Genomic DNA, 22,906 nt, shown 5'->3' with positions numbered 1-22,906 from the left:
GTGCGGGGCTCCTGCGATTTCTAGCTGAACCTGAGGATGTCAAGCGCTCTTCTGCGCCGCTCTGGCAAACGGAGAACTCAATCCGTGCCTTCAGCATCGTGCCGGGCACGATCCGCCCGTTTGAGATCTTCCCCACTGGAGCGCACCGGCAGCTCGGCAGGAGCCTCCCGATCCAGGTGGTAATCCTACACGAGGCGCTCGCTGCTGGGATGATCTTCTCCTTCGGTAGGCAACAGTGGCGGATGCAGCAATTCAGCCGGAGGGCAGTCTTCTGAGGTGAGCAAATCTGACGTGCTGAGCATCCCCTTGGGAATGGTGGAAAGGCGCTGAGCAACAGCTCCAATGCTTTCCAGGCGAATCATCTCCTCCCAGGAGCAGATCTCCTCCTCATCTTCTGTCTCGTAGCGAACTAGGATGGTGTCCCCTTCGATATCGAGGATCTTGGCCCGTTCCAGCCAGCGTCCCTGATCCCGCAGATAGATCCACACATCCTTGCCTTCGCGGCTGAGTTGATAGATCCTACGATGAAGCACGGTCCCCTCCTGAAGTGAAAGATCCGAGTGAGTTGTGGGGGCTACCCAGCTCATCCCTCCATCTTAGCGTCTGGACACCGAGGCTGTATGCCTTTCCCGAGGCCAGACAGAGTCTCTTTAGGTTGGGTCGGTTTCGGCCAGAGAGACCCCTTCCATCGCCAAGGCTGTCTCCGCTTCTTCTGCCTGCACATCCCGCAGAAAGGATTCCAGAGAGGCATGGGCTTCCGCCTCAAGTTCTGCTCCGCCAAGGGTTATGCTCTCTTCCGGCAGCCAGCCCAAAAACGGCAGGGGCAAGAGGGTAGAAAGGTTGGTCAGGATCAGCAGCAGCCCCAGCCGGCTGAAATCGGTCTCCGTTACCCCCAGCCCATGCATCAGCAGGGATCCCAGCTCTTGGGAGAGAAACCCCGCCAAATTAAAGGCCGACATCAGCAGAGCAAAGAGGGTGGCCTCGATCCCAGGGGGGCAGAGGCGGGCGGCCAAGACCAGCACTGGCATAAAGGCAATTTGTCCTGCCACCGTCAGCACCAGGCTGTCCCCCAAGCTAAACCAATGATCGTCGATACCCCAATCCCGGTTGAGGTGATAGACCAAGATAAGGCTGGTCAGGCCCAACGCTGCCGAGATCACGGTCATCCAGCCGAACAGGGGCCGCAGTGGGATCCGCCGCAGGTACACCTGGAAGATCCCTACCCCCAGCAAACTGGCGATGCTGGTAACCAAGCGCACCTGACCCAAAAATTCCGGCCCAAAGCCGAGATCGTTGGTGACAAAGTAAAAAAGAGCCGCATCGGCGCTGGGAGTGGCCTGCCAAACGAACACAAACAGCACCGGCAGCAAAATGCTGGGTTGCCGCAGCGCCCGCCACACCTGCCCCACCTGTTGTTGCAAGGGATCCCAGCCCTGGGATAACGCCACCGGTTGATCGGCAATAACCCAAGCTGCCAGAGCGATGAACAACGGCAAAAAGGCCGTCAGCCCAAACACCACCTGCGGCGGATAATGGGCCAAGAGCGCTCCTCCCAAATAGGCGGTGAGCAGGGATCCCAAGGCCGTTGCTCCCCAAGTTAAAGATTGCAGCGTGCCCGTCCCCGCCCAGTCACTGCCGTGTACCCGCTCCACCACCAGCGAATCTACGATTACATCCCCTACCGCCACCGCCAGGGATCCCAAAACCATCCACAGGGTGGCCAGCCCAGCCGTCGGCGCCCACAGAGCCATTCCCAGCCAAGCCCCACACCCCAGAAGCCCTGACAACAAGAGGTAGGGACGACGCCGATAGCCCGCCACCGGTACAGTATCCGACAGCAGGCCGTAGAGGGGCTTGAGGATCCAGGGGCTCATGGCAACGCCCATCAACGCCGCCACCTGAGACGGGCTGAGGCCCAAGCTATCCTTCAGGTAAAAGCTGGTGGCCAGCCGTGCCAGCCCCACCGCCCCCTGCACAAAGTACACCAAGAGGATTCCGAACAATTCCGGCGTCCAGTGGATATCCCGCAGCGGGGTCAGGGTGGATTGGTGCAGCCGTTGCAGCAGAGGATGAATCATGAGCGGTCGCAGTGTAGCGAGATGTTAGTTGGTGCGGTGTTGCCTTGGCAACAGCAAAACCATAAGAATCTTAACAGTCTCTTCACCTTAACCTGTCCAACTGGCTTCCGGCTCCGACCTCCTTGGACGGGTTGCGCTTCCCAGCGCTCTTTCTGCTCAACCCAGCCGAGCTACAAAATCTACAAAATAATGAGGTCGAAATGAGGTCGAAAGGTAAACTACCCGGCTCCGACCGCTAAGCGGTACGGAGCGGGCTTTCAGTAGCCCTGGGCCTGCTCTGCTCTACCAGAGAACAAAACAAGCCCGGACCTCCAGGCTGGTTTACGACAGCCCCCAAGAGCGCAATTACGTTTGCACCATTCAAGTCCGCATCCCCTTCCCATCCACAGTGCCCACACTTGAACGACTTACCACTGCGGTAGGATTGCGCAGGGTCGGGATGGATGTGCAAACACCGGTGGCAGGTCTGCGACGTGTAGGCAGGCGGCACAAGAACCAGAGAAACCCCTGCAACCCTCGCCTTGTATTCCAGAAATTGACGTAGTTGGTAGAACGCCCAACTGTTGGCCCTGCGCCTTTCGGTTTTGCTGCGGGGTTGTTGATTGACCCTTTCCCGGATCCCTGTCAGGTCTTCCAGGACAATAGCGCTGTTTGTGGTCTTTGCCCTAGAGACAATAGCTTTGGAGATGCGATGATTGACCCACACTTGAAAGCGTCTCTCCTTGCCAGACAGCCGTTGCAACAGTTCTCTGCATCTGCGCCGCGAACTGCGTGTGCCCTTACTGGCTTTACGTTGGAGCGCCGCTCTCAATCGGGAGTAGTGGTCTCGGACTCGGTTCAACTGTTGTCCATTCCAGTTGTCCCCCTCTGACGTATGGGCAATATCTGTCCTTCCAAAGTCCACCCCGATCACCTTGTCGGTATCTTGTTGCTTGGGTGGTTTTTTCTCTACGCAAATCTGGATGTAGTAGGAGCCATCTTTGCGCTTGACCAGGGTGGCAGATTTGGGGTTGGAACCAGCCAGCATCCCACGCTGGTAGTTGCCGATGGACAGCTCAAAGCGCTCCCGACCCTCCACCGTGGTCAGCGACACCGTCCAGTCTTTCTCGCGGAACGAGAAGATACGAGCGTCGTAGGTAGCGAACCCACGCTTGAACTCTTTAACTGGACGGTTGCGCTGTCTCGCCACTTTGCGGGCGCCGGCCACCCGTCTGCAGACCTGCTGGGCCAAGTTACTGGACAAGCCGAATCGGGCGCGAATCTCGTAGTAGCAAAGGGATTGCAGTTTGACCGCGTTGACGATCTTCTCCGGCGTGTTCTGGTTGACCCAATTCAAGGCTTGGCCAAAAGCCTCCATCGTCGCGTCCAATTTAGCGGCTTGCAACTGGGACACCTTGAGCTTGCAGGAGATGGTCAGGATTTGGCTCATAAGTTCATTGTACTTCATCAAAGCGCATTCCTCCCGGCAGTGACCCTACGGGCACAGTGCGGGGCTCCTGCGATTTCTAGCTGATCCCCGGGTGCTATGCCATCCAGCCAAGGGCGGGGATCCCAAGAAGTCCAGCATGCTTTCGTCCCATGTTGACCGGCCCAACCCCACCTCGGCGGCACCTGAACCCGCAACTGCAGCAGCAGGCAGGGCAGTAGAGACGGGAGACAAAGGCATTCCGAAGCTATGATGAACAGGGATGGCTCTGAGTTTCTACCTACATCTTTAACTGGGTCTGTTTTCAGGCTGTGCTGACTGCTTCTTCTGCCGGTTCTGCGGCTGAGGCCATTGCTCCTTTTGCTCCCCAAGTCTGGAGCTGGCGCGGACATGCCATTCGCTACGTGGTGCAGGGATCCGGATCCCCGCTGGTCTTGGTGCATGGATTTGGGGCTTCCATCGGCCATTGGCGGCACAACATCCCCGTGCTGGCTGCGGCAGGATACCGGGTCTATGCCCTGGATTTGCTGGGGTTTGGCGGCTCGGCCAAGCCTGCCCTCCCCTACACCCTGGATCTCTGGGCGGAGTTGCTGGTGGATTTTTGGCAGCAGCACATTCAGCAGCCTGCTGTATTTATCGGCAATTCCATTGGTGCCTTGCTCAGCTTGATGATGGCCGCCCGGCATCCCCAGTTAACGGCAGGAGCAGTGTTGCTCAACTGCGCCGGGGGGTTGAACCATCGCTCCCATGAGCTCAGCCCGATTTTCCGCCTTTTCATGAGTGTTTTCACCGCTCTGGCGGCTTCTCCGGTGACGGGGCCGTTTTTGTTCGATCGGGTGCGGCAGCGGCAGCGTATTCGCGCAACTCTGGAGCAGGTGTACCGCAACCCCGCCGCCATTACGGATGAGCTGGTGGAGATTCTCTATGCCCCTTCCTGTGATGTGGGCGCTCAGCAGGTGTTTGCCTCGATTCTCACCGCTCCCCCCGGCCCGACTCCTGAAGCCCTATTGCCTCAGGTGCGCTGTCCGCTGTTGGTGCTCTGGGGAGAAGGGGATCCCTGGACGCCCATTCAACGGGGTCGCGGCTTTCAAAACCACGTGAAAGGGATCGACTACCAGTTCTTGCCCATTCCCAATACAGGCCATTGCCCCCACGACGAGCGCCCAGAGGTGGTCAACCCTCTGATTTTGAGCTGGCTGCCCAGAGCCTTTGCGGCAGTCTAGCCTTTTTTAGAGGTTCCTTTGCTGGAGAGGCCCAACCAGCTCCGCATCTTGGCCACCCAAACTTGAAGGGGTGAAGGCTGGGGGCGGATCGCCACCTGGATCGGCTCGTCTTGGAAGTCCTTGTCCTTGAGGCGAAACCCAAACTCCAGGTCATCTTTCACCTTGCCGAGACGGGGAAACAGCCTGACGGCTGCTTTTTTGAGTTCTTCCTCGTTTTGGAAAATGGCCTGGTGAATGGCGCTGGAACGCCCCACTGCTAGGGATCCCACCGGCAGCCAAGGATTGGGCTGGCCAGGCGCGGGCTGGCGACGGCGGGCAAAGATGTTGAACTCCGGCATCCCCTTGGCTTTCAGCTCGTCGTACCGTTTGGCGGCTTCCTTGCGCTTGGCAGTGTTGGAGCTGGCCGGTTTTTTCTCAGGCTTGGATTTGCGGAAACCCTTAGACTGACTCATACTTCGGCTGACGAGAGGGGGGATTCTTGCAGCTTAGCGCAGATCGGATCCCCTTCTCTGCTGGGGATCCCTTGTCATCATTGTTCGTAGCCGGCGTGCTATACTTGTTGAGCTTCGGCGGGCGGTTAGAGGGGCCCGTCAGTCGGGATGTAGCGCAGCTTGGTAGCGCACTTCGTTCGGGACGAAGGGGTCGCAGGTTCGAATCCTGTCATCCCGATAGGCTTGAAGTTCACTTAGCTGTCAACTGGTAGTTTTTCGGGTCAGGGTGAGACGCCTGGGCTGCTGAGAAAAGCCCTACAAGCCTGTGCATTATTGCTCCGCAATGCTGACGCGAAGATGCGACGACGCGACCAACGTTTTGGGTGTAGGTGCAGTGTCCTATTTTGAATTGAAATGACCCTAATCTTGGAGTTGTAAGTGACGCAGCCAGGCATTGACGTTGACCCGAATTCGCTGCCCAACCTGTAAGAGGCGGTGCAGGTTTTCGGCAGAAATGTCTCGGCAGTCTTCTTGGGGCCAAGCTGGGCAACGCGGGCCAATTTGACGCTCCAGCGCTGTCAGATAGAGCTCTTGCAGGCGATCCAAGTTGATGGGCAGGCGCAGGTCTGCAGCCAATTGCAGCCATTCTTCCAGGTTGTAGAGCTGTTCGCCGAAGGTCTCCGGCTCAAAAGCGTGGGCAAGGTGCCACATCCCCCGCTGTAGGAGCCGATCCAGAACCCGGGCTGCCTCTTCCCGCCGCAACTGACACCCCAACTGCTCGGCCTCGCGCACAATTGCCCGCAATTCCAGCAGGTGATCCCGCTTGCCCTCTTCCATTTCCATCGCCCGCAAACTGGTCAACAGGCGTTGGTTGAGGGTGATCTGAGCGGCGGCCAACAACTCTTCCGGGATCGGCAGGCCGTCGGCCCGAAAGGCCATCAAGACCCCGTAATTGTCCAGGTAGGTTTGGCGGTAGAGCTGGGCCAGGCGGTCTAGGGTATCTTGAGTGAGCCAGCGCATCATCTGCTGCCGATCTTCGTCGTCGAGGGCGTTCAAGTCGAAGGTTTCCGGCCCAAATAGGTCTTGCAGGGTCAGGATCATCTGGATCCGACTGTGGGATCCGGCCAGCAGCCGCGCTTTTATCTGCTCGTAGATGCGCCGCCCAGCAAACGGCTTGACGCCACATTGAAAGTCCCAGCCGCCGAGATGGAGCATGGCGTAGATCAGGTCGTGCTCTTCGCGGGTGGTGGGAAAAGTGAGCTTCACCCGCCCGATAGCCAGTGTCGATCCTCCTATCGTCAGGCGATCTTGATCCACTTGATCCAGCACATATCCTTGGGAACGGGGGATCCCGTTAAACAGGGAAAACATGGCGTGCCGGGCCACCAGCCGTTGCGGGCTGATCAAGCTGGGGCGCACCAAGGCGCAATAGACCCCCTTGCCGTCTCTGTAGAGGTCGAGGTTGCTGGGGGCCTTGCTCAGGCGCTGCAAAAACTCCTCTTCTAGGTTGACATCCGCCACTGCTGCTGCCAACTGGATAGCCCGTGCCGCGTAACGCAGGATCTGCACCCCTTCAGGACGGGATAGCTCCTCGAAAAACCAGCCACAACTGGTGAACATCAACTGGCTGTAGCGCTGCATCTCCAACAGGCGCAGCACTTGCACCCGATCTTCGGCGGTGAGGCGGTGGCTTTGGTGCTCCTGCAAAAAGGCATCACAGCGCTCCCGATCCAAAATCACCTCGATGTAACGATCCCGCGCCAGCCAGGGATCCCGCAGGTAGGCTCTGGCCTCCGTCTCGTAGATCTCGGCCAGCTGATCCCGCAGCCAGTTGAGGGCCTCCCGCAGCGGTTGCCGCCAGCGTTGGTGCCACCCTCCCACCGCTCCGCAGCCACAGTCTCGCGACCACCGTCCTACCCCGTGGGCGCAGCTCCAAGCGGTGACCGGTTTCAGTTGCACCTCCCAAGTGGGGGGATGCTGGCTGAGAAAATGGCTGTAGTTGCCCACCTGCCAGCCCCGGCGGGGAAATTCCTCGCAAAAGGCATAGGCCAGCGTGCGTTCTACACCCCGCTTGTGGTGGCCAAAAGTCTCGCCATCGGTGGCACAGTTGATCAGATAGGCTTCCCCCTCTTTGTCCGGGCGCAGAGCGCAACGGATCCGCTCCGCCAGAGAGTGGGTGCTGTAGACGATATCCCCAAAGCCCAAGTCACGGGAAATGGGGCCATCGAAAAAGAAAATATCCAAGTACCCCTCCCGGTCGGGGGTAAAGCAGCGGTAGGGCCGGCGGGGATCGATCTGGCCTTGGCTGACATCGATCCACTCGGTTTGTCCCAAGGGGCGAATGCGCTGCGCTTGGCTGGGGGCCAAAATGACGAAGCGGATCCCACATTCGACCAAGGCCGTGACCGTTGCTGCATCAATGGCGGTTTCGGCCAGCCACATGCCCTGGGGATGGCGCCCGAAGCGGTGTTGAAAATCGGCAATTCCCCAGCGGATCTGGGTGTACTTGTCTCGCTCGTTGGCCAGGGGCAGGATGACGTGGTTGTACACTTGGGCAATGGCATTGCCATGACCCTCCAGCCGCTCGGCGCTGAGACGGTCGCCGGCCAAAATGCGTTGGTAAACTTCAATGTCATGCTCCTCTAGCCAAGAGAGGAGAGTAGGGCCGAAGTTAAAGCTCAAGAATTCATAGTTGTTGACAATGCGCACCACCCGTCCCTGGTCGTCCAGAACGCGGGCAAAGGCGTTGGGGCGGTAACATTCCGCCCAAATGCGTTCGTTCCAGTCGTGAAAGGGGCTGGCGCTCGGCTGTCGCTGAATGCGGTTGAGGCAGGGATCCTCTCGGGGCGGCTGATAGAAATGGCCGTGCAACACCACGTACGGCCGCGCAGAGGAAAGCTCAGCAGCACCTGCCGGAGAAGGAGCCGCTTGCATCGGCGGGTCGGAGACCAAATCGCTGTGCCCTGACTGTGCCGCTGGCCTATCGGAATTTTTGGAGCCACTCGGCATCATGAGATTACACTCCTTTTAGAGGCCTCCAACTGGGTTACAGGGGAAGGCAATGTTAACTTAAGTTCATATCCATACGTTACAGCGATCCCCGATCTGCAACGGTGAATGTAAAAGATTCAGTTGGAAATTTGACAGGGAACAAACATCGGTCAGTAATCTTTGCGTTTTCCTCACAACAGAAGGGATCCCGGGACTTAGCGGGTGGGGGCCGATCTGCCGGTGGCCATTTCCCACGCCGAACAACCCGTTTGAGGTCAGGCCCCCATTGGAATCCCGGTGGATCCCCAGCTCGAACTCACATTCCGGTCCAGTGCCACCAGGCCCAGCCCAGCCCCACCAGCAGCGCCGTTATCCCATAGAGGGATCCCACCACCTGCACCTCCGACCAGCCCCCCAGCTCCAGATGGTGGTGCAAGGGCGACATGCGCAACAGCCGTCTGCCTGTGCCGGTTTTGCGTTTGGTGTATTGGAAGTAGCCCACCTGCAGCATCACCGACAGCGCCTCTACCACCAGCACTCCCCCCATCAGGGCCAAGGCCCAGAGCTGATCCCCCAGCAGCGCCAACCCGGCCAGAGCGCCCCCCAACCCCAGGGATCCGGTATCGCCCATGAACAGCCGCGCCCGGTGGTGGTTGTGAACCAGGAACCCCAAGCAGGCACCGCTCAGGGTGAAAGCCAACACCGATAGCTCTGGATCCCTGTGAAGGAGCCCCAGCCCAATCAGCAGGATGGCCACCACCCCTGCCGCCAAGCCGTCCATACCATCGGTGAGGTTTACGGCATTATTGGTGCCCACCAACACAAACAGGGCCAAGGGCCAGAACAGCCAGCCCAGAGAGAGGGTGCCTATCCCCGGCAAGGTCAGACTGGTCGGGATCCCCTGCCAGGCCAGGTAGACACAAAACCCAAGGGCAACTCCCACCTGGAGCAACAGCTTGTGTTGGGGAGACAACCCCTTGTTGGATTGCTGTCGGATCACCAGCCAATCGTCCAGCCAGCCGACAAAGCTGTAGGCCAGCGTGAGCAGCGCGACGGCCAGCCAATGGGGATCCCAGCCGTTCGCGTAAGCGGGCCGTAGGCCTTTCCAGATCCCGGCCACCAGTAGCCCCACGGGCAAAAAGCTGATCCCGCCCATGGTGGGTGTGCCTGCTTTTTTCTGGTGGGATTGGGGCCCCTCCTGGCGGATCACTTGCCCTGCCTTCCAGCGCCGCAAGCCGGGGATGAGCAGGGATCCCAGCAGGGCCGAACCCAACGCGCTCAATCCAAAAGGAACGACCACCTGGGGGCGGATCCCAATCACAAGGGCCGAGAGGGCCAAACCCAGCCCCAGCGAGAGCGCCATCCCGCCCCACTCTGTTTCTTCCAGCTCTAGATCAGGAAGTGTATCCGCATCCACCCTTTCTGAACCCCTCACACCCTCAACCTCCAAACCCTCAAAAACTCTATCCTGCCAGAGCTCAGAGGCGAAAGTTAGTTGAGTGGGGATCCCTTCAATAGGGCCACTTCCAGTTGCGCACCTCCGGCAGATCTTCCCCGTGTTTGCAGATGTACTGCTTGTGCTCCACCAGCTTGTCCCGGATAAGCTGCTGGACGTGATCCCGCCGGTACTTGAAGCGATCCACCCGCTCCAAGACGTCGTTGGCCAAGTTAAAGCGATCCACCTGGTTGAGAACGCACATGTCGAAGGGGGTGGTGGTGGTGCCTTCCTCCTTGTAGCCGCGCACGTGCAGGTTGTGGTGGTTGGGACGGCGGTAGGTGAGGCGGTGGATGAGCCAAGGATAGCCGTGGAAGGCAAACACGATGGGCTTGTCGGGGGTGAAGATACTGACAAACTCCTTGTCGCTAATGCCGTGGGGGTGTTCGCTGGGCGGCTGCAGCTTCATCAAGTTCACCACATTCACCACCCGGATCTTGATCTCTGGCAGGTGCTGCCGTAGGAAGTCCACCGCCGCCAGGGTTTCCATCGTCGGCACATCGCCGCAGCAGGCCATCACCACATCCGGCTCTGAACCCTGATCATTGCTGGCCCATTCCCAGATGCCCAAGCCCTGGGTGCAGTGCTTGATGGCCGCATCCATATCCAGGTACTGCAGGGCCGGCTGTTTGCCCGCCACGATCACATTCACGTAGTGGCGACTGCGCAGACAGTGGTCGGCCACCGAGAGCAAAGTATTGGTATCCGGGGGCAGGTAGACGCGGATGATTTCGGCCTTTTTGTTGACCACGTGATCCAAAAAGCCGGGATCCTGGTGGCTGAAGCCGTTGTGATCCTGCCGCCACACATGGGAAGTCAGCAGGTAGTTGAGGGAAGGGATGGGCCGCCGCCAAGGAATGTGACGGGTGGTTTTCAACCATTTGGCGTGTTGGTTGAACATCGAGTCCACCAGGTGGATGAAGGCTTCGTAACAGGAAAAGAACCCGTGTCGCCCGGTCAACAGGTAGCCTTCTAGCCAGCCCTGACAGACGTGCTCGCTGAGGATCTCCATCACCCGTCCATCTGGGGAGAGGTGCTCGTCGCAATCGTAGATGGGAGCTACCCAGGTGCGATCGCTGGCCTCAAACACAGCATCCAAGCGGTTGGAAGCGGTTTCATCGGGGCCAAAGAGGCGGAAGTTGTGGGGGTTGAGCTTCATCACATCCCGCAGAAATTGCCCCAGAACTCGGGTGGCTTCGGCTTCGGTGGTGCCGGGGCGGGGGACAGGCACGGCGTAGCGACGGAAATCCGGCATTTTCAGCTCCCGCGTCAGCAGGCCGCCGTTGGCGTGGGGCAAAGCCCCCATGCGTTTTTCCCCTTTGGGGGCCAGCTCTTGCAGCTCCGGCAGCAGACGGCCATTTTCATCGAAGAGTTCTTCCGGCTTGTAGCTGCGCATCCAGTCTTCCAGAGCCTTGAGGTGCTCCGGTTTTTTGGCCAGATCCGCCAGGGGCACTTGGTGGGAGCGCCAGAAATCTTCCACCTTTTTGCCGTCCACCTCTTTGGGGCCGGTCCAGCCTTTGGGGGTGCGCAGGATGATCATCGGCCATTGGGGACGAGTGGGATCCCCTTTGCTGCGGGCATGCTGCTGGATTTCTTGGATCTCGTGGATCACCGTGTCCAAAGTGGCGGCCATCAACTGGTGCATCTCTGCCGGCTCGCAGCCTTCTACGAAGTAGGGTTTGTAGCCGTAGCCCACAAACAGATTTTGCAGCTCGTCACGGCTGAGGCGGGCCAAAACGGTGGGATTGGCGATCTTGTAGCCGTTCAGGTGCAGAATCGGCAGCACTGCTCCGTCGTGGATGGGGTTGAGGAACTTGTTGGAATGCCAGGAAGCGGCCAAGGGGCCGGTTTCCGCTTCTCCATCCCCCACCACACAGGCCACCAGCAGATCGGGGTTATCAAAGGCAGCCCCAAAGGCGTGGGCCAGGGCATAGCCCAGTTCTCCCCCCTCGTGGATGGAGCCAGGGGTTTCCGGAGCCACGTGGCTGGGCACGCCGCCGGGGAAGGAGAATTGCTTGAAGAGCTTGCGCATGCCTTCGGCGTCTTGGCCGATGTTGGGATACACCTCGCTGTAGGTGCCTTCCAAGTAGGTGTTGGCCACCAGAGCAGGGCCACCGTGGCCGGGGCCGGTGATGTAGAGGATGTTGAGGTTTTCCCGTTTGATGATGCGGTTGAGATGCACGTAGATGAAGTTCAACCCGGGTGTGGTGCCCCAGTGCCCCAGCAGGCGTGGCTTCACATGTTCCAGTTTTAGGGGTTCTCGCAGCAGCGGGTTGTCCATCAAATAGATTTGCCCGACCGACAGATAGTTGGCGGCCCGCCAGTAGGCATCCATTTTGCGAAGCTCGTCGGCGGTGAGCGGTTTTGTCGAGAGCTGTTCTGCCAGAACCATAGCTGTACCCCATAGGTATCTCTACTCCTATGGTGATCCGGGTTTGCCCAATTGCCGGGGGATCTTGGGATTCCTTTGGATTTGGCTCATTGGGTGAGCGGTAGGCACCTGTTACCACCACCAGGGCTTGATCGGGGTGCCGTCGGGAAAGATCAGGCCGGCAATCCGGGATCCGCTGTGCTTTAACCCTTCGATCTGAGCTCCTTCCAGGTTGGCTTGGGTTAGGTTGGCCCCGCTGACATCGGCCCGCCGCAGGTTAGCCCCCTGAAACTGGGCCTGACGCAGCTCGGCGCCGCTGAGATTGGCCCCTTCCAGGTCGGCATTTTGCAAGTTGGCCCCCCGCAAGTCCGCTCGCTGTAGGTTGGCTCCCCCCAAGTCCGCTCCCTCCAGGTTGGATCCACGCAGATCGGCCCGGTTCAGATCCGCTCCCCTCAGCCGGATCTGACAGAGCACCAGTTCTCGCAGATCGGCTTTGCTCAGGTCTTGGCCGGAGAAATCCTGTCCCTGTCCCCCCCAGTTCTGCAACTGCCAGATGTGGCGCACCCGTTCTTCTAGGTGGGTCTCTTCCGAAAGCCGGGATCCCCGCAGGCTGGTGCCGCTAACTTTTACCCCCCTCAGGTCGGATCCCCGCAGATCGGCTCCTTCGAGGACGGCGCCGCTTAGCTTGGCCTCTTGCAAATTGGCCTGGCGCAGATCCGCCCGGCGCAGGTGGGCGCCGTTGAAGTTGCAAAGGCGCAGGTTGGCCTTTCTCAAATTGGCTTCGTAGAGGTTAACGCCCCCTAGCCGCGCCTCTTGCAGATCCACTCCCTCCAGGTCGGCGTAGGCAAAGTTCCGCTCCCCACGCCGATAGGCCACGATCACCCCTTGCGCTCCCCCCACCGGGCGAAAGGGGCTGTAGGTGCAACAGGCCTGTTCTGCCTCCGGCTGGCCTAGCTGAGACAACAGCCGCCAAGCTTCCAGCCGCACCGCCCAAGAGCTGTTGCCAGCGAGGGCTGCAATGAGTTCGGCCAGGCCCGCCGACCCGTACTGCAGCAACTGGGGCAGGGTGGCCAAGCGCACGGCTTCATCGCTGTGGGTGAGTCGTCTCCGCGCCCCCTCGATACCTCCCAACACCAAGGCGTGGGCAGGGGCGCTCCCGGTTGCCATTTGCCCCCCCAACACCAGATCCCAAGGTTGGGGCCGGGATCCCTGGCCAGTTCTGGCAGCCGGCTGAGGCTTACCTACCATGGGCAGATCCCGATGAACCTGGCTTATAGCCAACGCCCCACCACCACGCGGATGGTGCCATCCTCCAGCACTTCTTCGGCCTCGATGGTATAGCCCTGCTCACGGGCTGAGCGCAGCAAACTTTTGTGGGCATAGCGCTGCAAGATCGGCTCCAGAAAGGTCTTGGGATCGATGCCCGCCCCCCACAGATCGGCCACCAGCTCGTAGTGATCCCCGTTGCGGCGAAACCCGATGTCGAAGCCATTCTTTTGCCGGATCACCAGATCGGCGCGGGTGCGGTTCCAGAGATAGCCCCGCAGGCTGGCATTCCGCTGCACAGCGTAGCCCAATTCCTTCAGAGTCTCTTCCAGGAGATCGGCGTCTTTGATTTGCACTTGCAGGGTGGTGAAGTGAGACATGGCCCTTCCAATCCTTTGACCGATGGAGACCGGATCCTCACTATAAAGCGCCCTTGGGGTGGTGGAAGAAATGTAAACCATCCTGCGGTGGGTCGAGCGAGCGGAACGCAGCTCCCCCTTTCTCCCGCAGGAGTGCAGCACACCTGGGCCTGGAGGGTCGCTGGGCTGGCCTGACCTGCCTTCTTATGTAGGCGCGCGCTGCGGCATTCGCGATAGCGGTACGGAGCACCAAGGCTGAGGCATCCGCGCCTAGCGTGTTCGGTAACACAGAAATCTTGGATCTACATCTAGCGTCTAAAGTCAAGAATTGACGATAGTCTCCACTATGTTTGGAGGCAGCAGCAAAAATCTGTCCCACAGGGATCTGTTCTCGTCTGTTTCCGGCTGAGGTTGTCGGCGATGACGTGCCAAATTCACCTCAAGGCATTCCAAAAACCTGCTGATGAACCTTTCTATTCCCTGCCGAGCAAGCCCTTCCGATAGTTCTGCAAACAGAAATATCCATTTCTAGTTCTAACAAAATGAGTGAAAAAATTTGCTTTCTTAGCTTATGAGCAATCTGATTTGGCATCAAAAACTTGTTGATTTTTTAGAACAATCTTTCGTAACTTTCCTAAGTCTTAAATCCAGGCTTATGAAATGGTTAATTTCTCGGCCACCCTTTTAGTAGAGTTTTTAATCAACAAAATGGGCAGCTAGACGCTCCTAATAGAGTCTAGTGAGCCAGACTCAATAAATTTAGTGAGTCAAACACCGAGTTCTGGATTAGATTTTTCGAAGTCAAAGCCTTTACGAAAAGGCTTTTGTGCTGGTATGAATAAGGTGCTGTTTGCAGAAAGGTCAGCTTTGTGTGTAGGAAGAGGGCCCGATGCAGCAGGAGAAGTAGAGATTCTGACAGGACATGAATTTATGGTGTGGGGTTTGATATGTCAGAAAGTCTTGACTTGCAAGATGCGGTGGGGCGTTTCTTGAAGACGATTGGCCGCTACTCGTTGCTCACCGCTGAAGAAGAGCTCCGCCTGGCTCACCAGGTGCAGCGGATGGTGACGCTCTTGGAGCAACGGCAGCCCCATGAGTCTGTGGAAGGTTGGAGCCAGCGGCTGGGGATCCCCTTGGCAGAGCTGCAGCAGATCCTGCGGCAGGGGGAAGCAGCCAAGAAACGAATGGTGGAGTGTAACCTCCGCTTGGTGGTGTCGATTGCCAAGCGCTATCGCAATCGCGGCTTGCCGTTTCTGGATTTGATTCAGGAAGGCACGATCGGCCTCACCCGCGCCGTGGAAAAGTTCGATCCCACCCGTGGCTACAAGTTCTCCACCTATGCCACTTGGTGGATCCGGCAAAGCGTGAACCGGGGCATCCAAAACAAGGGGCGGATGATCCGTCTGCCGGCCCACATGTACGAAAAGGTCTCCCAGGTGAAGCGGCGCTACCGCGAGTTATCTGCCGAAAGGGGATCCCGTCCCCAAGCGGAAGAAGTTTTTGATTCTCTGGATATTGGCGATAACTACCGGGAGCTGATCACCCGCCACATGGCAGAGATGCGTTCCTTGAATGTGGGGGTAGGGGATGAAGACGGCACCGAGCTGCAGCACTTCATCCCAGATGAAGACAACGACCCTGTTGAACACCTAACCCAGCTTGCCCGTCGAGAGGAAGTCCGCGCGCTGGTGGGCCAACTGAGTGAACGAGAACGACAGGTGATCGTGGCTCGCTATGGGCTGGATGGATCCAGAGGTCTAACGCTGCGGGAAATTGGGGAGCACATCGGTCTTTCGCGGGAGCGAGTACGACAGATTGAACGGCGGGCCTTGCGGAAGTTGCGGCGGCTGCAACAGGAATACTCCACGCCCAAAGCTGCCAAACCCTGGGTTAACGGGAACCTGTAACCGTTTGCGTCAGCGGTGCGCAGCACTGTAGAAAGGTTTTTTCACCACTTCGGCAGGCTGGCGCTGCCCCCGAATTTCAATTTCCAGCCGGGATCCCACCTTGGCCCAAGCCGGAGCGACATAGCCCAAGCCGATGCCGTAGCCCAAACTGGGAGAATGGGTGCCGCTGGTTACCCGTCCGATCGGCTCGGGGGAGTTGGGAGCGTAGATGGCATAGCCGCTGCGGGGAATGGCCCGTCCGCGATAGGGGTGCGGAACACTTTCCAACATGCGAAACCCCACCAGGTGGCGAGGGATCCCTTGCTGCCGTTGGCTTTCGATGGCGGGCTTGCCGATGTAGTCCCCTGGGTTGTTCACCAACCAGCCCAAGCCGGCTTCTAAGGGAGTGGTGCTCTCGTCCATGTCCTGCCCGTAAAGATGGAAGGCAGCCTCCAGGCGCAGGGTATCGCGGCAGCCCAGCCCACAGGGTTGTACGCCGGCCTGAATCAGTTGCTCCCAAAGGCGGATGCCGTCTTCGGGGCTGAGCATAACTTCAAAGCCATCTTCTCCGGTGTAGCCAGTGCGGGCCACGAAGATAGACTCTCCCAAGGCTCCCGCCGCTCCGGCAAACTGACCCTGCTGAAACCGGCGCAAAGCCTTCAGGGATCCCTCCAAAAAGGGCTGGAGAACCTGTTCGGCTGCCGGCCCCTGCACCGCCAACAAGACCCGAGTGTCGGAGTGATCCTGCAGGTTGACTCCGGGGATCCCTTGGAAGTGGTGGTTGAGCCAATCCCAATCCTTCTGCCGGGTAGCTGCATTGACGATCACGCTCCAGTGCTCCAGCTCACCCTCCAGTGGATGCCGGTAGAAGATGACATCATCCAAAATGCCCCCCAGTGGATTGAGCAGGACGGTGTAGCGACCGGATCCCACAGGAACGGCGCTCAGATCGCTGGGAACCAGACGGCTGAGGTGGGATCCCAGCTCCGGCCCCCAGAGGGTGAACTTGCCCATGTGGGAAATGTCGAATATCCCCACCCTCTCCCGCACTGCCCGATGTTCTGCTATCACTCCCCGATACTGCAGCGGCATTTCCCAGCCGGCAAAAGAGACAAATCGCGCCCCCAAAGCTTGATGAAGGGAGAACAAGGGGGTGCGTTGCAGAGGCGTTTGGCTCATCAAGGGATCCTCAGCGGTCTAAAGACTAAAAGGTCAAAGACTAAAATAAGTGCAGCATCGCCCATTTCTCGGAGCTTGTGCCATGCGCCTTCTCCACACCATGATCCGCGTCGGCAACCTGGAGCGCTCCCTGCGGTTTTACCGAAAAAACGCCGTAAAGCCCTGCCCTTGAGGGTAGGGATGTAAGGCGCAGACCGTTTTATCCCTTCAGGAACGCTGTTCGCGGTAGCGGTGCGTAGCACTTTTGCGTAGCACTTTAAAATAGCAATATGTTGGTCAGAGAAGCCAAGCTGCTCAACGGCACAGCAGAGCAGTACCAAGCTCTGGATGAAGCCATTCGCACTGCGCAGTTTGTGCAAAACAAGTGTCTACGGTACTGGATGGATAACCGGGGCGCGACCAAAGCGGTTCTGTATTCCCTCTGCAAGGACTTGGCCAAAGAGTTCCCCTTCGCCCGCCAGCTCAACTCTGCCGCCCGTCAAGCTAGTGCCGAAAGAGCTTGGTCTGCCCTCTCCAACTTCTACCGCCGTTGCAAGAACAAAGAGCCAAGGAAAGGCTATCCGCAGTTCAAGAAGAACTGTCGGTCGGTCGAGTACAAGCTGTCCGGCTGGAAGCTGTCTCCTGACGGCATGTCCATCACGTTCACCGACGGCTTCAACGCAGGAACATTTGCCTTGTACTGCAATGGTGAGGCAAGACACCATATCCTAAACTCCAAAATCAATCGGGTGCGGGTGATACGCAGGGCAGATGGGTACTATGCCCAGTTCTGCTTGGATGTGGAGCGCAAGGAGCAGGGAGAATACACAGGCAATGTTATTGGCATTGACTTGGGCTGGAAGGCTTTCTACACCGACCAGAACGGCAACTCTGTAGAGTGTCCAAAGTTTCTCAGACGCAGCGAAAGGAGGTTAAAGCAGCACCAGCGCAGATTAAGTCAGTATCGGGAGGAATACACAACTTCACTTGCCTTGTGATATAAATAATACTGCGGACACCAGAAACGGTTGTTTAAGGCACTGGTAACGGTTGATTGGGGGTGTCGTAAACCATCCCAGAGGCCCGTGGTTAGTTTACTAACTGCAGGACTACTAAAAGCCTACTCTGTACCGCGAAGCAGTCAGGGTCGGGTAGTTTACTTGGCGGATCCCCCTACAGTCAACTGGCCCAGCACGTTGATATCAAAGGTGAAATTAATCGTCACCGAGTTGCCCTCGTAAGCCTCAGGCAGCGGCAGGAAGGGAGCTGCCCTCTGGATAGCCGTCAGCGCTGCATCGTCTGTTTGTTGGCTGCCAGACGTGCGCCCCAGGCGAATGCTCTGCAGATCGCCAGCTCGACCCACCGTAAAAATCACCACCGTGCGACGCGAGGTGCCGGTCTGCCCAGGGATCCAATTTTGCTCCACTTTCCGCTGCAAAGCGGCCAGCCAGGGGCCCCAATCCACATCGGCCCGCGCTGCCACACTGGGGGGATTGGGAGCGGATTGGGTGGGGTTGGCCAATCCACTAGCTCCACTGCCCTGGATCCCGGCTCCATTGCTGGGAGCAGAGGCACTGACCGGAGGCCCCAACTGGGAAGAGTCAGAGGGCCGCTGGGCGGGAAGAACCTCTGTCACCGGTTGCGGAGCGGGCGGAACGGGAGCCAATTGGCTGGGATCCGAAACCCGCTCGCTTGGCTGTATGGGCAAGGGCTCCGCAGTTGGCGGGGGAGTGGGCCTTGGGGAGGGAGCAGCCGCCACAGGCGGTGGAGTTTGGGTCGGAGTAGGTCTGGGGACAGGCGTGGAAGGTGGCGGTGCCGCAGTCGGGGTCGCGGTGGGCTGAGGGGGAGCGGGGGTTGGGGTAGGCGTGGGCTTGGGTGGAGGGGTTGGAGTTGGGGTTGCCAGGGCAACTGCAGCCGGGGCAGGTGGTGGTGGAACAGGGGCAGGCTGCTGTGGTGGCGGTGGTTGGGGTCTTGGCGGAGGAGGAGCAGGGGCCTCCTGGGGAGGGGCGGCCTGAGATTGAGGTGGACTGCCTTGAGACGGAGGGGCTTCTACCCGCTCACCCCCATCGCGGGAATCAACTTCTGAAACCAGATCTGCTTCCTCTGGGGGCTGCAGATCTTCTGGATCCAGAAGGATAAACTCAATGGCTTCTTGTTCTGGCTCGCGAGTGAGCCAAAGCCGCCCCAAGTGGAGCAATCCCAGCAGCACCAGCACGTGCAGCAGCAGCGACAGCGCCACCATCCAAAAAAAGTTGCGAGATTCATCCTCGCGGCGGCGCTGCTCAATCCAGATGCTGGTCATAGCCAAGATTGCCCTTTCCTTTCTTCAACGCTCTCAACACACCGAGTTGTCTGTTGCAGACTGGGCCACGGGGGTAACACACTAGCTAGTGTTATAGCATCCGAGCAGTTGGCACTCCTGCGCAAAGGCGTATAGTCTATCTCGGGCTCGGGAAGGGATCCCACCTTGCAGCAGCTCTAAGATCGCCTACCTTGAAAAGAGCGGGGATCCCATTAGCCGGGGAAAAGCCCCACAGCTCGGGGTGCTGGCTCTGATGTTGGCTGGTGGGGCACTTTTGGTGGCTTTTTAGGAGCGACGTTATGGAACCCATCCGCTTTCATCTGGCCTTTCCAGTTGCCGATATTGCCTTGGCCAAGGCCTACTACGGCGATGGCTTGGGCTGTGAGATCGGTCGAGAAACCTCTGCTGCCGTTATTTTTAACCTGTACGGCCATCAACTGGTGGCCCACCTCACCCACGAAGAGCTGACGCCCCAGCGGGGCATCTACCCTCGTCATTTTGGCCTGATCTTCCCTACCCAAGGGGATTGGCAGGCGCTGGCCGACCGTGCCCTGGAGCGAGCCTTGCCCTTTTATCAGGAGCCGCGTTGGCGCTTTGTTGACACCCCTTTGGAACACGGCACCTTCTTTTTGCAGGATCCCTTCCATAACCTGCTGGAGTTTAAGTACTACCGCAACGCTTCCGCCATTTTCGGGGAGCGGGAATTGGCCTTGGTCGGGGACAGTGCTTCCCACCGCTCGCGCGAACGATCCCCGGCCCGCTCAAGTGGCATGTAGTGCAAACAGGAGGAACCTTTGGCCACTCAACTCCTGCGTTCTGGCCCTGCGCGCGGCCCTATCTGGCAGATGGATTTCAACACCGTCCCCCTGCGGGATGAGCAGAACCGAAGGGTTTGGGAGCTGTTGGTATGCGATCCCACCGGCCGGTTTCGCCAAGCGCAGTATTGCAGTAACCAAGAGGTGAACAGCACCTGGGTGGCACGACAGTTGCGGAGCTACCTGGAAGCTGCCCCACAGCCTCCCTCGGCCATTCGTGTGTTTCGAGCCCGCATGAGTTCCATCCTGCAACGGGCCTGCGATGCGGTTGGGATCCCGATGCTGCCCAGTCGTCGCGTTTACACCCTCAAAGCTTGGATGCGAGAACGGGCAGAGCAGGTTTACCCTCAAGAGACTCAGTTTACCTACAGCCCCGAACCTCCTGTGGATCCCGATCCGCCGGATCCTATCCGTCTGCCGGACAAGTTGCAGGGAGAACGCTGGGCCTTCGTGACCTTGCGAGCTGAGGATCTGCGGGAAGCCGACGCCTGGCCGATAGAATTTGGCGAGCTTTTTCCGGTTGCCTGGGACACTTTGACGCCCGACCCATTGGCACCAGTGGTGCGGAGCACCCTCATTCCCGGCTTGGTGATTACCTCGCAGCGGGCTTTGCCGATGGCAGCCTGGATGAGCGGTATGGAGCCCGCTTACTTGAGTGTGGCAGACGGACGGCTACTGCTCGAGGCGGGCCTCAACGATTGTTATCTGTTTGCACAATTGAGAGATGAAACACTGCGAACAGAGGCAGAAGTCTTTGCCCAGCGCCAGCAGCAGGCCCAGGGGCTCCACTTTCTTGCCATTCAAACCGATCTCAGGGCCCAGTCTTTCGCCGGCTTCTGGCTGATGCAACATCCGCTGTAAGTAGCAGCCGTTACAGCCTGTTTGTAAATTACAGTCATTTCAAACTAGATTGAGACACTCCCCAAACGCTCCGCGCCGCTGCCGCGACCACCCCCAGCTCCTCTCCCAGAGGGAGAGGGGAGTTAGAGACCAATGCGACAGAAATGTTTCATTACCTGTTTAAAAAATGACTACACTACTTGAAATGACTGCGTTTTCGATTCAAACTAGGGCCCTGCATCCGCACCCAAAACCTTGAATGCGCAGGGCCAGAAGGCTTTTCAAGGACTCCGTCCCGCTGGCGCGATCAGTGGCCTAGGCGTCTCACCCTAACTTGAAACCACCATATCGCCAAAGTCGCCAAAGAGAGAAGGGATCCTCACTAGGAAAACACAGCCTCCAGCGCCTGCAAGGTCTTTTTCACCTTGGCCTGGGCTGCCTCCACCTCGGGTTGGTCATAGGCTTTGGCGGCAAAGTCTAGTTGTTCTAAGCTGCGGCCCATCTCCTTAGCCAGGCGCAGCACTTCCCGCTTTTGTTTATCTGGCAGGGTAGCCGCCAGGCCGGTCAAGGTCTTACGAGTGAGTCCCATCGGCCCGTGGATGTAGGAGCGGATCTCCAACCAGTCCTCCGCCTCCACCAGGCTTTGCAGCCGCTCTACCTGTTGCTCCAGTTGTTGCAGCTCTCGGGGCAGGCCAGCAGCCGCTTGCACAGAAAGGGATCCCAGCCACAGCCCCAATGTCAGGATGGCAACCAGCAACACACTCCGCCAGCGACAGATCATCACATACCTCCCACATGCCTGCAACAGGCTTGACTTCTTGGCCATGATTGCCATCAGCTTTTTGGCAATCATTTGGTAATCAAATGAATAGTTTACCCGCTGGCTGCACCTCAGCCCCTTGGCTGCCTCTCGAAGAGCACAGCAAATCGGTTAGGCTAGGGATGTAAAAGAATGTAAATGGCACTCTCATGCAACGCATCATCCTCATGACCGGCAAGGGTGGAGTCGGCAAAACCTCGATGGCGGCGGCGACCGGCTGGCGTTGTGCCGAGATTGGCCTGAAAACTTTGGTGCTGAGCACAGATCCGGCCCACTCTTTGGCCGATAGCTTCGATCAGCCCTTGGGCCATGAGCCGGTCGAGGTCAAACCTAACCTTTGGGGGGCGGAGCTGGACGCCCTCAACGAACTGGAGCTGAATTGGGGATCCGTCAAAACCTACATTACCCAGGTGTTGCAGGCGCGAGGGCTAGATGGGGTGCAGGCACAGGAGCTGGCGATTTTGCCAGGGATGGATGAGATCTTTGCCCTAGTGCGGGTGAATCGCCATTACGACGAAGGCAAGTTCGATGTGTTGATCATCGACTCGGCCCCTACAGGCACGGCCCTGCGCCTCTTGAGCCTGCCGGATGTTTCTGGCTGGTACATGCGCAGGTTCTACAAACCCCTGCAGGGGCTGGCGCAAATGCTGCGTCCTATTGCCGAGCCGATTGTGAAGGGGCTGACCGGGATCCCGCTGCCGAATGACCAGGTGCTGGATGCTCCTTATGAGTTCTATCAGAAGATTGAGCGGCTGGAGCGCATCCTCACCAACAACCGCATCACCTCAGTGCGGCTGGTCACTAACCCCGAAAAGATGGTGATCAAAGAATCGCTGCGGGCCCACGCCTACCTCAGCCTTTACGGGGTGGCCACCGATTTGGTGATTGCCAACCGCATCTTGCCCGATGGAGTGGTGGATCCCTACTTTGCCGCCTGGAAGGCAGCCCAACAGAAATATCGCCAGGAAATCCACGAAAACTTTGCCCCCCTGCCGGTCTTCGAGATCCCGCTGTACTCCGAGGAGTTGGTGGGATGGGACGCCCTAGCCCGCCTGAAAAAAGACCTCTGGGGGGATCGCAACCCGGCGGACGTGCTCTATGCCGAGCAAACCCTGAATGTGGTAACCGACAACGGCCAGTACCGGCTGGATCTTTACTTGCCCGGGATCCCGAAAGAGCAGGTGGAATTGACCAAAACCGGGGATGAGCTGAACATCCGCATCGGCAACCACCGCCGCAACTTGGTTCTGCCCCAGACTTTAGCGGCCATGACCCCGGCCCGCGCCAAGATGGAAGAAGACTACCTGCGCATTCATTTTGCTGCTTGAGGCTGTAGCTGCTCTTGGTTGCGTCAGCTAGAAATCGCAGGAGCCCCGCACTGTACCCGTAGGGTCAGTGTCGGGAGGAATGCGGAAGTTATGATAGAACCATGACCCAAGTCCTGA

18 protein-coding genes and 1 tRNA gene are annotated in these 22,906 nt (G+C 58.6%); 7 read left to right on the top strand and 12 right to left on the bottom strand.

The window, feature by feature from the left end:
• Positions 1 to 185 precede the first annotated feature (185 nt).
• From ACVWXF_RS09000 to ACVWXF_RS08990, 3 genes are all read right to left on the bottom strand, one after another.
• Positions 186 to 533 (bottom strand): DUF6679 family protein, encoded by a 348-nt coding sequence (locus ACVWXF_RS09000; RefSeq protein WP_457384381.1) that lies wholly within the window; start codon positions 531 to 533, stop codon positions 186 to 188.
• Between the two features lie 117 nt (positions 534 to 650).
• Positions 651 to 2,078: a folate/biopterin family MFS transporter gene (locus ACVWXF_RS08995; protein WP_414423811.1), complete on the bottom strand. Its 1,428-nt coding sequence runs from the start codon at positions 2,076 to 2,078 to the stop codon at positions 651 to 653.
• 235 nt (positions 2,079 to 2,313) lie between these two features.
• Complete coding sequence (locus tag ACVWXF_RS08990; RefSeq protein WP_457474214.1) at positions 2,314 to 3,507, bottom strand: RNA-guided endonuclease InsQ/TnpB family protein; 1,194 nt, start codon at positions 3,505 to 3,507, stop codon at positions 2,314 to 2,316.
• Between the two features lie 308 nt (positions 3,508 to 3,815).
• Here ACVWXF_RS08990 and ACVWXF_RS08985 point away from each other — a divergent pair, with 308 nt between their 5' ends.
• Complete coding sequence (locus ACVWXF_RS08985) at positions 3,816 to 4,727, top strand: alpha/beta fold hydrolase (RefSeq protein ID WP_457474213.1); 912 nt, start codon at positions 3,816 to 3,818, stop codon at positions 4,725 to 4,727.
• Here ACVWXF_RS08985 and ACVWXF_RS08980 read toward each other — a convergent pair.
• Positions 4,724 to 5,179, bottom strand: coding sequence for an HHL1-like protein (locus ACVWXF_RS08980; RefSeq protein ID WP_457474212.1), 456 nt, complete (start codon positions 5,177 to 5,179; stop codon positions 4,724 to 4,726). The two genes, ACVWXF_RS08985 and ACVWXF_RS08980, sit on opposite strands and share 4 nt — an antisense overlap.
• Before the next feature lie 143 nt (positions 5,180 to 5,322).
• Here ACVWXF_RS08980 and ACVWXF_RS08975 point away from each other — a divergent pair.
• Positions 5,323 to 5,396 (top strand) — tRNA-Pro (locus tag ACVWXF_RS08975).
• Positions 5,397 to 5,578: 182 nt separating this feature from the next.
• Here the strand turns inward: ACVWXF_RS08975 and ACVWXF_RS08970 are convergent.
• The 5 genes from ACVWXF_RS08970 to ACVWXF_RS08950 all read right to left on the bottom strand — a co-directional run bounded on the left by ACVWXF_RS08970 (position 5,579) and on the right by ACVWXF_RS08950 (position 13,661).
• On the bottom strand, positions 5,579 to 8,170 hold the full coding sequence (locus tag ACVWXF_RS08970; RefSeq protein ID WP_457474211.1) for a DUF3536 domain-containing protein: 2,592 nt from the start codon (positions 8,168 to 8,170) through the stop codon (positions 5,579 to 5,581).
• Positions 8,171 to 8,465: 295 nt separating this feature from the next.
• Positions 8,466 to 9,512 carry a phospho-N-acetylmuramoyl-pentapeptide-transferase gene (gene mraY / locus ACVWXF_RS08965; RefSeq protein ID WP_457474225.1) on the bottom strand — a complete coding sequence of 349 codons (1,047 nt, stop codon included), beginning with the start codon at positions 9,510 to 9,512 and terminating at the stop codon, positions 8,466 to 8,468.
• Positions 9,513 to 9,660: 148 nt separating this feature from the next.
• Complete coding sequence (locus ACVWXF_RS08960) at positions 9,661 to 12,036, bottom strand: phosphoketolase family protein (RefSeq protein ID WP_414329861.1); 2,376 nt, start codon at positions 12,034 to 12,036, stop codon at positions 9,661 to 9,663.
• 111 nt (positions 12,037 to 12,147) lie between these two features.
• On the bottom strand, positions 12,148 to 13,263 hold the full coding sequence (locus ACVWXF_RS08955; protein ID WP_457474210.1) for a pentapeptide repeat-containing protein: 1,116 nt from the start codon (positions 13,261 to 13,263) through the stop codon (positions 12,148 to 12,150).
• Positions 13,264 to 13,286: 23 nt separating this feature from the next.
• Positions 13,287 to 13,661, bottom strand: a complete 375-nt coding sequence (locus tag ACVWXF_RS08950) for a DUF1257 domain-containing protein (protein WP_011432773.1) — start codon at positions 13,659 to 13,661, stop codon at positions 13,287 to 13,289.
• A gap of 926 nt (positions 13,662 to 14,587) precedes the next feature.
• On the opposite strand from ACVWXF_RS08950, the gene ACVWXF_RS08945 reads away from it, so the two are divergent.
• On the top strand, positions 14,588 to 15,547 hold the full coding sequence (locus ACVWXF_RS08945; RefSeq protein WP_011432772.1) for a sigma-70 family RNA polymerase sigma factor: 960 nt from the start codon (positions 14,588 to 14,590) through the stop codon (positions 15,545 to 15,547).
• Positions 15,548 to 15,556: 9 nt separating this feature from the next.
• On the opposite strand, the gene gcvT is transcribed toward ACVWXF_RS08945, so the two are convergent.
• The gene (gene gcvT / locus ACVWXF_RS08940; protein ID WP_457474209.1) at positions 15,557 to 16,705 is read right to left on the bottom strand and encodes a glycine cleavage system aminomethyltransferase GcvT; all 1,149 of its coding nucleotides are present in this window, start codon (positions 16,703 to 16,705) and stop codon (positions 15,557 to 15,559) included.
• Positions 16,706 to 16,974: 269 nt separating this feature from the next.
• Here gcvT and ACVWXF_RS08935 point away from each other — a divergent pair, with 269 nt between their 5' ends.
• A complete protein-coding gene (locus ACVWXF_RS08935) occupies positions 16,975 to 17,682 on the top strand; it encodes an RNA-guided endonuclease InsQ/TnpB family protein (RefSeq protein ID WP_011432770.1) in 708 nt (235 codons plus the stop codon).
• A gap of 158 nt (positions 17,683 to 17,840) precedes the next feature.
• Here the strand turns inward: ACVWXF_RS08935 and ACVWXF_RS08930 are convergent, their stop codons facing one another.
• On the bottom strand, positions 17,841 to 18,986 hold the full coding sequence (locus ACVWXF_RS08930; protein WP_457441307.1) for an energy transducer TonB: 1,146 nt from the start codon (positions 18,984 to 18,986) through the stop codon (positions 17,841 to 17,843).
• 299 nt (positions 18,987 to 19,285) lie between these two features.
• Here ACVWXF_RS08930 and ACVWXF_RS08925 point away from each other — a divergent pair, with 299 nt between their 5' ends.
• Entirely contained in the window at positions 19,286 to 19,762 is a 477-nt protein-coding gene (locus tag ACVWXF_RS08925; RefSeq protein ID WP_414388801.1) for a VOC family protein, read from the top strand.
• A gap of 18 nt (positions 19,763 to 19,780) precedes the next feature.
• Positions 19,781 to 20,662, top strand: coding sequence for a Tab2 family RNA-binding protein (locus ACVWXF_RS08920; protein ID WP_457474208.1), 882 nt, complete (start codon positions 19,781 to 19,783; stop codon positions 20,660 to 20,662).
• Positions 20,663 to 21,023: 361 nt separating this feature from the next.
• Here the strand turns inward: ACVWXF_RS08920 and psbQ are convergent, their stop codons facing one another.
• The gene (psbQ, locus tag ACVWXF_RS08915; protein WP_011432766.1) at positions 21,024 to 21,422 is read right to left on the bottom strand and encodes a photosystem II protein PsbQ; all 399 of its coding nucleotides are present in this window, start codon (positions 21,420 to 21,422) and stop codon (positions 21,024 to 21,026) included.
• Between the two features lie 188 nt (positions 21,423 to 21,610).
• On the opposite strand from psbQ, the gene ACVWXF_RS08910 reads away from it, so the two are divergent.
• Entirely contained in the window at positions 21,611 to 22,789 is a 1,179-nt protein-coding gene (locus ACVWXF_RS08910; protein ID WP_414332153.1) for a TRC40/GET3/ArsA family transport-energizing ATPase, read from the top strand.
• The last annotated feature ends 117 nt before the right edge of the window (positions 22,790 to 22,906 follow it).

Source organism: Thermostichus sp. MS-CIW-40 (genome assembly GCF_054058315.1).
Note: the sequence above shows the minus strand (reverse complement) of the source record. Positions and strands in the feature narration are given on the sequence as shown.

What these genes read in the sequence shown, in the direction of transcription:
- ACVWXF_RS08995 (WP_414423811.1), bottom strand. Translation starts at nt 2,078, where the DNA reads ATGATTCATCCTCTGCTGCAACGGCTGCACCAATCCACCCTGACCCCG.
- ACVWXF_RS08990 (WP_457474214.1), bottom strand. Translation starts at nt 3,507, where the DNA reads ATGAGCCAAATCCTGACCATCTCCTGCAAGCTCAAGGTGTCCCAGTTG.
- ACVWXF_RS08980 (WP_457474212.1), bottom strand. Translation starts at nt 5,179, where the DNA reads ATGAGTCAGTCTAAGGGTTTCCGCAAATCCAAGCCTGAGAAAAAACCG.
- ACVWXF_RS08970 (WP_457474211.1), bottom strand. Translation starts at nt 8,170, where the DNA reads ATGATGCCGAGTGGCTCCAAAAATTCCGATAGGCCAGCGGCACAGTCA.
- mraY (WP_457474225.1), bottom strand. Translation starts at nt 9,512, where the DNA reads ATGGCGCTCTCGCTGGGGCTGGGTTTGGCCCTCTCGGCCCTTGTGATT.
- ACVWXF_RS08960 (WP_414329861.1), bottom strand. Translation starts at nt 12,036, where the DNA reads ATGGTTCTGGCAGAACAGCTCTCGACAAAACCGCTCACCGCCGACGAG.
- ACVWXF_RS08955 (WP_457474210.1), bottom strand. Translation starts at nt 13,263, where the DNA reads ATGGTAGGTAAGCCTCAGCCGGCTGCCAGAACTGGCCAGGGATCCCGG.
- ACVWXF_RS08950 (WP_011432773.1), bottom strand. Translation starts at nt 13,661, where the DNA reads ATGTCTCACTTCACCACCCTGCAAGTGCAAATCAAAGACGCCGATCTC.
- ACVWXF_RS08945 (WP_011432772.1), top strand. Translation starts at nt 14,588, where the DNA reads ATGTCAGAAAGTCTTGACTTGCAAGATGCGGTGGGGCGTTTCTTGAAG.
- gcvT (WP_457474209.1), bottom strand. Translation starts at nt 16,705, where the DNA reads ATGAGCCAAACGCCTCTGCAACGCACCCCCTTGTTCTCCCTTCATCAA.
- ACVWXF_RS08935 (WP_011432770.1), top strand. Translation starts at nt 16,975, where the DNA reads ATGTTGGTCAGAGAAGCCAAGCTGCTCAACGGCACAGCAGAGCAGTAC.
- ACVWXF_RS08930 (WP_457441307.1), bottom strand. Translation starts at nt 18,986, where the DNA reads ATGACCAGCATCTGGATTGAGCAGCGCCGCCGCGAGGATGAATCTCGC.
- ACVWXF_RS08925 (WP_414388801.1), top strand. Translation starts at nt 19,286, where the DNA reads ATGGAACCCATCCGCTTTCATCTGGCCTTTCCAGTTGCCGATATTGCC.
- psbQ (WP_011432766.1), bottom strand. Translation starts at nt 21,422, where the DNA reads ATGATCTGTCGCTGGCGGAGTGTGTTGCTGGTTGCCATCCTGACATTG.
- ACVWXF_RS08910 (WP_414332153.1), top strand. Translation starts at nt 21,611, where the DNA reads ATGCAACGCATCATCCTCATGACCGGCAAGGGTGGAGTCGGCAAAACC.